Raw genomic sequence first — 6988 nt, 5'->3', positions numbered from 1 at the left:
ATCCCGCCCACCCCCGCTCGCTTCGACGTCCGCGTCCCCATGGGGCCGCGACATATGAAGCCGCGCACTTCGTTGTCAACGCCGCGCACGGCTGTTACGTTCCGTCGCCCGTCCAGGTACGGCGCTCGGTCCCGTGAACATCCTTGTCGTCGACGACGATCTCGAACTCTGCACGATGCTCTCTCGCTTCTTGGAGATGCATGGGTTCACGGTCTACTCCGCGTCCGACGCGCTCCAGGCGCTCGACGTGCTGGAGCGCAACCAGGTCAGCATGGTCATCACCGACTACGTGATGCCCCATATGGACGGCATCCAGTTCACGGAGCTGCTCAAGGCGGACCCCCGCTTCCAGAGCGTCCCGGTGCTGCTGATGACGGGCAGCGAGGACGGCTCGGTGACGGACCGCGGCCTGCGCAAGGGCGTGGCGCTGACGCTCCACAAGCCCCTGGACATGGGGCAGCTGCTCACCCTGGTCCGCTTCGCGCAGTAGCCCACGGCGCCCTGCCCGGCGGGGTGCTCCGGGCCGTCCGCTCGCCCACACGTCCGCCCTTCCTGGTTGACATCGTTCGGGCGGCCCTTATGTTGGCGCTCGCCATGGCCGAGTGCTAACGGCCAGCGTCGTATCAGTAGAATCCCCCAATGAATTCAGGAGGTTGCGATGGCAGCGAAGGAAATTTTCTTCCATCAGTCCGCGCGTGAGGCCATCCTGCGCGGCGTCCGTACCCTGTCGGACGCGGTCGCGGTGACGCTTGGCCCCAAGGGCCGCAACGTGGTCATCGAGAAGAGCTTCGGCTCCCCCACGATCACCAAGGACGGCGTCACCGTCGCCAAGGAGATCGACCTCGAGAACAAGTTCGAGAACATGGGCGCGCAGATGGTGAAGGAGGTCGCGTCCAAGACCTCCGACAAGGCCGGCGACGGCACCACCACCGCCACGGTGCTGGCGCGCGCCATCTATGAGGAGGGCCTGAAGCTGGTGGCCGCCGGCCACAGCCCCATGGACCTCAAGCGCGGCATCGACAAGGCCGTCGAGGTCGTCGTGGGCGAGCTGAAGAGCATGTCCAAGCCCACCGCCGACAAGAAGGCCATCACCCAGGTGGGCACCATCTCCGCCAACGGGGATGAGACCATCGGCGCCATCATCGCGGACGCGATGGAGAAGGTGGGCAAGGAGGGCGTCATCACCGTCGAGGAGGCGAAGGGCCTCGAGACGACGCTCGACGTGGTCGAAGGCATGCAGTTCGACCGCGGCTACGTGTCCCCGTACTTCGTGACCAACCGCGAGCGGATGGACGCCGTCCTGGAGGACCCCTACATCCTCATCAGCGAGAAGAAGGTCTCGTCGATGCAGGACATGATTCCGCTGCTGGAGCAGGTCGCCCGCGCCGGCAAGCCGTTGATCATCATCGCCGACGACATCGAGGGCGAGGCCCTGGCCACCCTGGTGGTCAACAAGATCCGCGGCGTGCTGAACGTGTGCGCGGTGAAGGCCCCCGGCTTCGGTGACCGCCGCAAGGAGATGCTGCAGGACATCGCCGTCCTCACCGGCGGCACGGTGGTCAGCGAGGACCTGGGTCACAAGTTCGAGACCCTGACGCTGAACGACCTGGGCCGCGCCAAGCGCGTCACGGTGGACAAGGACAACACCACCCTCGTGGACGGCGTGGGCACGAAGGCGGCCATCGAGGGCCGCATCAAGCTCATCCGCACCCAGATTGACACCGTCACCAGCGACTACGACCGCGAGAAGCTCCAGGAGCGGCTGGCGAAGCTGGTGGGCGGCGTGGCCGTCATCAACGTCGGCGCGGCCACCGAGACGGAGATGAAGGAGAAGAAGGCCCGCGTCGAGGACGCGCTGCATGCGACTCGCGCGGCCGTCGAAGAGGGCATCGTCCCTGGCGGCGGCGTGGCCTACCTCCGCGCGCTGCCCGCGCTGGAGAAGCTGAAGCTGGGCGGTGAGCAGGACTTCGGCGTGGCCATCATCCTCCGTGCGCTCCAGGAGCCGCTGCGGAAGATCGCCAGCAACGCCGGCGTCGAGGGCGCCGTGGTCATCAACAAGGTCCGCGAGGGCACCGGCGCGTTCGGCTACAACGCCCGCACGGAGGCCTACGAGGACCTGGAGAAGGCCGGCGTCATCGACCCGACGAAGGTGGAGCGCACCGCGCTGCAGAACGCCGCCTCCGTCGCCTCGCTGCTGCTGACCACCGAGGCCATGATCGCCGATCGCCCGAAGGGCAAGGCCAAGGGCGGCGGCGCGGGCGCCGGCATGCCGGACTACGGCGGCGACGACATGGACTACTGAGCCGCGCCGGAGGGCTCGGGACCCGGTGAGGGCCCGAGCCGTCTGGACCTCGGTGGTGGACGGCCCCGGATGCCTCGTGAGGAGGCGCCGGGGCCGTTGTCGTCTCAGCGAAGGGCGCTCAGGGCACGCGGCCCACGAAGCCGCCGGTGCCGCTCTCCTGTGACGTGAAGAGCAGGGTGTCGCCGTCCACCAGCAGGCCACCGGGCCCCACGCCCTCCGGGCCCACGGGCTCCAGGGCGCCCGACGTGCAGGTGCTCACGCGGCGCAGGAAGTCCGTGCCGCCGGTGCTGACGTCCTTGAAGTAGAGCGTGCCATGGAGCTCCACCGGGAAGGCGGGCCCCTGGAGGCCCGTGGCCACGACCTCCACCGCGCCGCCCTCGCGAGGCAGGCGCAGCACGCGGCCGTTTCCGCCGCCGCCCTCGGTGACGAGGAAGTGCGTGGGCGTGACTTCCAGCGAGGTGCCGGCGGTGATGCTGCCGTCGCGCAGCGTGGCGGGGGCGCTGCCATCCAGCGGCACGCTGTAGAGGCCGGGGCTCTCTCCGGCGGCGACCAGGAACCACACGTCCTGGCCCACCACCCGCGCGCCGCGCACCTGCGTGAAGCCCGTGCCCGCGTAGAGCTCCCGGCGGTTGCCACCCGAGGCGTCCACGCGCACCAGGCGGCGGTGCGACGTCGCGACGACGAGCACGTCCCGGTCCCCCAGCCGCGCGGGGAGGACCTCCGTCCCGCCAATGGTGACGTTGTTCAGCGTGGCGTCGAGCGGCCGTTCGTCCTTCGCGCCCGTCGCCTTGTCCACCCGCCACAGCCCGTCCAGGTCGAGCACGTAGAGGGAGTCCGACACCACGGCGATGGCGTCCGGCGCCCGGAAGCCCGTGGCCACGGGCACCACGTCACCGCCCGCGCGCGGCAGCCGGAGAATGCGCCCAGGGCCCGGCTGGGGCTGCTGCGGATTCAGCGAGTGGGATTCGACGATGTAGAGGTCCGCCCCGTCCACCGCGAGCCGGCGGGGCGTGTTCAGCCCGGTGAGCAGGGGCGTGCCCGGACCGGGGGCCAGCGGCTCGCAACCCGCGTCGCCGCTGCCCGCGTCGCCGCTGCCCGCGTCGTCCGCTCCGGTGCCCGCGTCGCCAAGGCCCGCGTCCGGCCCGCCCTGCGTCGGCGGCTTGTCGGAGGAGCAAGCCACACCCAGCAGCAAGACGGACAGGAGCGCGAATCTCATGGGGCCTCTCGTTTGAAGGCGCGGTTCAGCTCGCGGCTGAGCGCCGTGGCATCGGACATCAGCTTGGGGAGGCACGCGGCGGCGCCCGCCCGCAGGGACACCAGGGCCGTCTCCATGGTGAGGTGCTCGGCCAGCACGACGAAGGGCGCGCCCTGCGCCAGCGCCTTGCCCAGCTCCAGCGCCTTGCGCCCGTAGGCGGGCGTGAAGTCCCAGCTCACCACCACGCCCGCGGGCGGCTCCAGCGCGGCCAGCTCCGTCGTCGACAGGATGCGCGCCTCCAGTCCCACCAGGGACAGGGCGTGGGTGATTTGCGCCGCCGCCGCCGGGTTGTCCTCCAGCACGTCCACCCGGCGCATCTCGGGGTTCGTCTCCAGCGGCGCGGAGGCGGGCTTCTTCGTCAGCGTGGCGCGCAGCAGGGCGCGCACTTCGCGGATGTCGTCGAAGGGCTTGAGCAGGTAGTCCACCACGCCCAGCTCCAGCGCCTGCTGCGTCGTCACCAGCGACGGGTAGCCCGTCATCAGGATGACGCGCGAGCCCGCGTGCAGCCGCCGCGCCTGCTGCGCCAGCTCCAGGCCGGACATGCCCGGCAGGTTCTTGTCGGTGACGATGAGGTCCACCGGGGCCTCGTGCAGCAGCTCCAGGGCCTCCTCGCCGCTGGCCGCTTCGATGACCTCGCACTCCTTGCCCATCAGGTCCCGGAAGACCATGCGGATGATGATTTCGTCATCCACCACCAGCAGCCGCTGCTTCCGCGCGGGCGGCGCGTCCGTCGCGGGGAAGCGCACGCGGAACACGGTGGCGGGGGCCGGGACGTCGCGGATGACGCTCGGTGGGGCCAGCTCGAGGCGCGCGTGGTGCTCGCGGGCGATGCGCTGGCACACGGACAGGCCCAGGCCGGTGCCGCGCTTGTTGGCGGTGACGTAGGGCTCGAAGATGCGCTCTCGCAGCTCCTCGGGGATGCCCGGGCCCCAGTCCGCCACGTAGAGGGCAGGGGAGGAGCCCTCCGTCGTGAGCACCACCTTCACCCGGCCGCGCCCCGCCATGGCGTCCCGCGCGTTGTTGAGCAGGTTCAGCGTGAGCTGCTCGATGAGCCGCGCGTTGCCCTGGATGGTGATGTCCTCCGGCGCCTCCACCTCCAGCGAGATGCGCGAGGAGTCCGGGTTGATGCTGAAGTGCTTCGCCGCCGCCCAGATGGGGGCCGCCAGGGAGAGGTGCTGCTGGGAGGCCGGCCGCTCGCTCGCCAGGCGGATGAAGTCGGAGACGATCTGCTCCATCCGCTCCACCTGGGCCAGCAGCAGGCGCAGGGGCCCGGGGGCCGCGCCGTCCTCCGCGAGGAGCTGGGCGTAGGCCTTCACGCCGAGCAGCGGCTGTCGCAGCTCGTGCAGCACCTCCGCCGCCAGTTGTGAGGGTTGCGCCCCCGCACGTTGAAGTGCCGCCGCCGCTGTTCGCGCGGCCGTCAGGTCCCCTGCCTCCACGGCCTGGAGCAGTTGGGCGAGCGGCGCGGGTGTTTCCATGTGACGAGCATGGCGGAGGCAACCGCTTGTACGCAACGCACCCGGAGGGAATCCGTTGACCCCGGCCTGTCCGGCGCGGATGCTGGTCGCGTTCTCGTCACGCCGTCCGGAAACCCGGATACCGCGCTACTGGCCTCGGGAGGGCCTTCATGCCGCAGACCAACCCGTTCCACTCGTTGGTTCCCCGCAAGATGACGGACACCGAGCTGGCCCGCTCCATCCGGCTCAACATCGAGGCGGAGCTGGACGCCATCAACCTCTACGCGGCCCATATCGACGCGACGGACAACGAGGACGCCAAGGCCATCCTCCAGCACGTCATGGACGAGGAGCGCGAGCACGCGGCCCTCTTCTGGGAGCTCATCGCCCGGTTGGACCCGGAGCAGGCCGCGCACGCGAAGGAGGCCGTGGAGAAGTACCGGCTCATCACCTCCGGCGCGTCGCACGAGGCCGTGGAGGCCGTGGGCAAGGAGGGCGCGGCGCCGTCTCCGGCGGACGTCACCCCGGAGAAGCGCCTCACCGTGGGCAGCATGCGCCGGTAGCCGTCAGGACGCGGAGTGGGCCTGCCGGCGCTCGGCCGGTGGGGCCTCCAAGTCGTTCGCCGCCATGTACACGACGTTCCGCGAGCCTCGCTTGCCGCGGTACATGGCCCGGTCCGACAGGTCCAGCAGCGTGGCCTTGTCCTGGGCGTGCTCGGGGAAGCTGGCCACGCCGATGCAGGTGGTGAGCTTGAGCGACAGGCCTTCGCGCGCCAGGAAGTTGTGCGTCTCCATGGTGCGCCGGATGCGCTCGGCCACCTTGAGCGCGCCGCCGGAGTCGGTGTTGCGCAGCACCACCACGTATTCGTCTCCGCCGTAGCGCGCGACGACGTCGTGGTCTCGAACGCAGCCCTTCACCACGCGCGCCGCCTCCACCAGCACCTTGGAGCCCACGAGGTGGCCATGGGTGTCGTTGATGGACTTGAAGTGGTCCAGGTCCAGGAACAGCAGGCTGAAGGTGCGCTGCGACTGGAGCGCGTCCTGGACCTCGCGGTCCACCACCAGGTGCAGGTAGCGGGTGTTGAAGAGGCGGGTGAGGTCGTCGACGTACGCCAGGTCCTCCACCGCGGCGAAGCGGCCGAGGTTGCGCAGCGCGAGCGCCCAGTTGCGCACCAGGAAGCTGGCGGTCTCGCCCGCCCACTCCGCGCCCGTGCCGCCGAAGAAGAGCACCGCGTGCCCCAGCACGGCGTCGCCCTCCAGCGCGGGGACGGAGACGGCGCGAGGGAAGGGCGCATCCAGACCGTCCAGCTCGCGCGGCCCGCGTTCGTTCGTCAGGCGTTCGATGAGCTCGGCGATGAGCGGCTCTTCCAGCGCGGTGGACAGGCCGCTGGTGCCGTGGCGCCGCAGCGCGGAGGCGGAGTCGCGCTCCAGCAGCACCACGGCGCTGGCGGAGGCCATGCTCTGCAGCGCGCTGGCGGTGACCGCGGCCAGCTTCTCGCGGTCCAGCGTGGTGGCGATGCGCTGCCCCGCCTCCAGCATGGCCACGTGGCGGCGCAGCGACGCGTTCTCCTGCATCAGGTCGCGCGTGGTGAGCGCGCGGCGCACGGCGTGCTGCAGGGCCTCCGGGGCCACCGGCTTGACGAGGTACTCCGCGGCGCCGCTCTTGATGGCGCGCACTGCGGGGTCCACCTTCTCCAGGCCGGTGATGACCACCACCTCCACGCCCGGGTGATGCTCCCGCACGTGCCGCAGGACCTCCATGCCGTCGCCACCGGGGAGGATGAGGTCCGTCACCACCGCGTCGAAGCGGTCGCCCGCGAGCGCTTCCTTCGCCTCTTGTAGCGTGCCCACCGCCGTGACGGCGTGTCCCACGGCGGTGAGGTAGTCGCCGTACAGGGTGCGGGCGATCTTTTCGTCGTCGACGAGGAGGATTCGCGCCATCTCCCATCGGCTTACCATCAACCGCTGGAACGCTGCT

6 protein-coding genes are annotated in these 6988 nt (G+C 70.5%); 3 read left to right on the top strand and 3 right to left on the bottom strand.

Annotation, left to right across the window (positions count from 1 at the left end):
• Positions 1-133 precede the first annotated feature (133 nt).
• Both G4D87_RS07330 and groL read left to right on the top strand, forming a co-directional pair.
• Positions 134-490 carry a response regulator gene (locus G4D87_RS07330; protein WP_043711631.1) on the top strand — a complete coding sequence of 119 codons (357 nt, stop codon included), beginning with the start codon at positions 134-136 and terminating at the stop codon, positions 488-490.
• A gap of 168 nt (positions 491-658) precedes the next feature.
• A complete protein-coding gene (gene groL / locus G4D87_RS07325) occupies positions 659-2302 on the top strand; it encodes a chaperonin GroEL (protein ID WP_163780325.1) in 1644 nt (547 codons plus the stop codon).
• A 118-nt stretch (positions 2303-2420) separates the two neighbouring features.
• On the opposite strand, the gene sinM is transcribed toward groL, so the two are convergent.
• The gene (sinM, locus tag G4D87_RS07320) at positions 2421-3518 is read right to left on the bottom strand and encodes a signal integration modulator SinM (protein ID WP_163780323.1); all 1098 of its coding nucleotides are present in this window, start codon (positions 3516-3518) and stop codon (positions 2421-2423) included.
• A complete protein-coding gene (sinK, locus tag G4D87_RS07315; protein ID WP_163780321.1) occupies positions 3515-5032 on the bottom strand; it encodes a hybrid histidine protein kinase/response regulator SinK in 1518 nt (505 codons plus the stop codon). The genes sinM and sinK overlap by 4 nt, the downstream gene beginning before the upstream one ends.
• Positions 5033-5181: 149 nt before the next feature.
• Between sinK and encC the strand changes: the two genes are divergently transcribed.
• Positions 5182-5574, top strand: coding sequence for an encapsulin nanocompartment cargo protein EncC (encC, locus tag G4D87_RS07310; protein WP_163780319.1), 393 nt, complete (start codon positions 5182-5184; stop codon positions 5572-5574).
• A 3-nt stretch (positions 5575-5577) separates the two neighbouring features.
• On the opposite strand, the gene G4D87_RS07305 is transcribed toward encC, so the two are convergent.
• Positions 5578-6951 carry a GGDEF domain-containing response regulator gene (locus G4D87_RS07305; protein WP_163780317.1) on the bottom strand — a complete coding sequence of 458 codons (1374 nt, stop codon included), beginning with the start codon at positions 6949-6951 and terminating at the stop codon, positions 5578-5580.
• Between the last annotated feature and the right edge of the window lie 37 nt (positions 6952-6988).

Origin of the sequence: Myxococcus vastator, from assembly GCF_010894475.1 — a bacterium.
Classification (GTDB): Bacteria; Myxococcota; Myxococcia; order Myxococcales; family Myxococcaceae; genus Myxococcus; species Myxococcus vastator.
Note: the sequence above shows the minus strand (reverse complement) of the source record. Positions and strands in the feature narration are given on the sequence as shown.

Bases quoted from the DNA above. Each gene is read 5' to 3' on its own strand.
- sinM (WP_163780323.1), bottom strand. From the start codon at position 3,518: ATGAGATTCGCGCTCCTGTCCGTCTTGCTGCTGGGTGTGGCTTGCTCC.
- encC (WP_163780319.1), top strand. From the start codon at position 5,182: ATGCCGCAGACCAACCCGTTCCACTCGTTGGTTCCCCGCAAGATGACG.
- G4D87_RS07305 (WP_163780317.1), bottom strand. From the start codon at position 6,951: ATGGCGCGAATCCTCCTCGTCGACGACGAAAAGATCGCCCGCACCCTG.
- sinK (WP_163780321.1), bottom strand. From the start codon at position 5,032: ATGGAAACACCCGCGCCGCTCGCCCAACTGCTCCAGGCCGTGGAGGCA.
- groL (WP_163780325.1), top strand. From the start codon at position 659: ATGGCAGCGAAGGAAATTTTCTTCCATCAGTCCGCGCGTGAGGCCATC.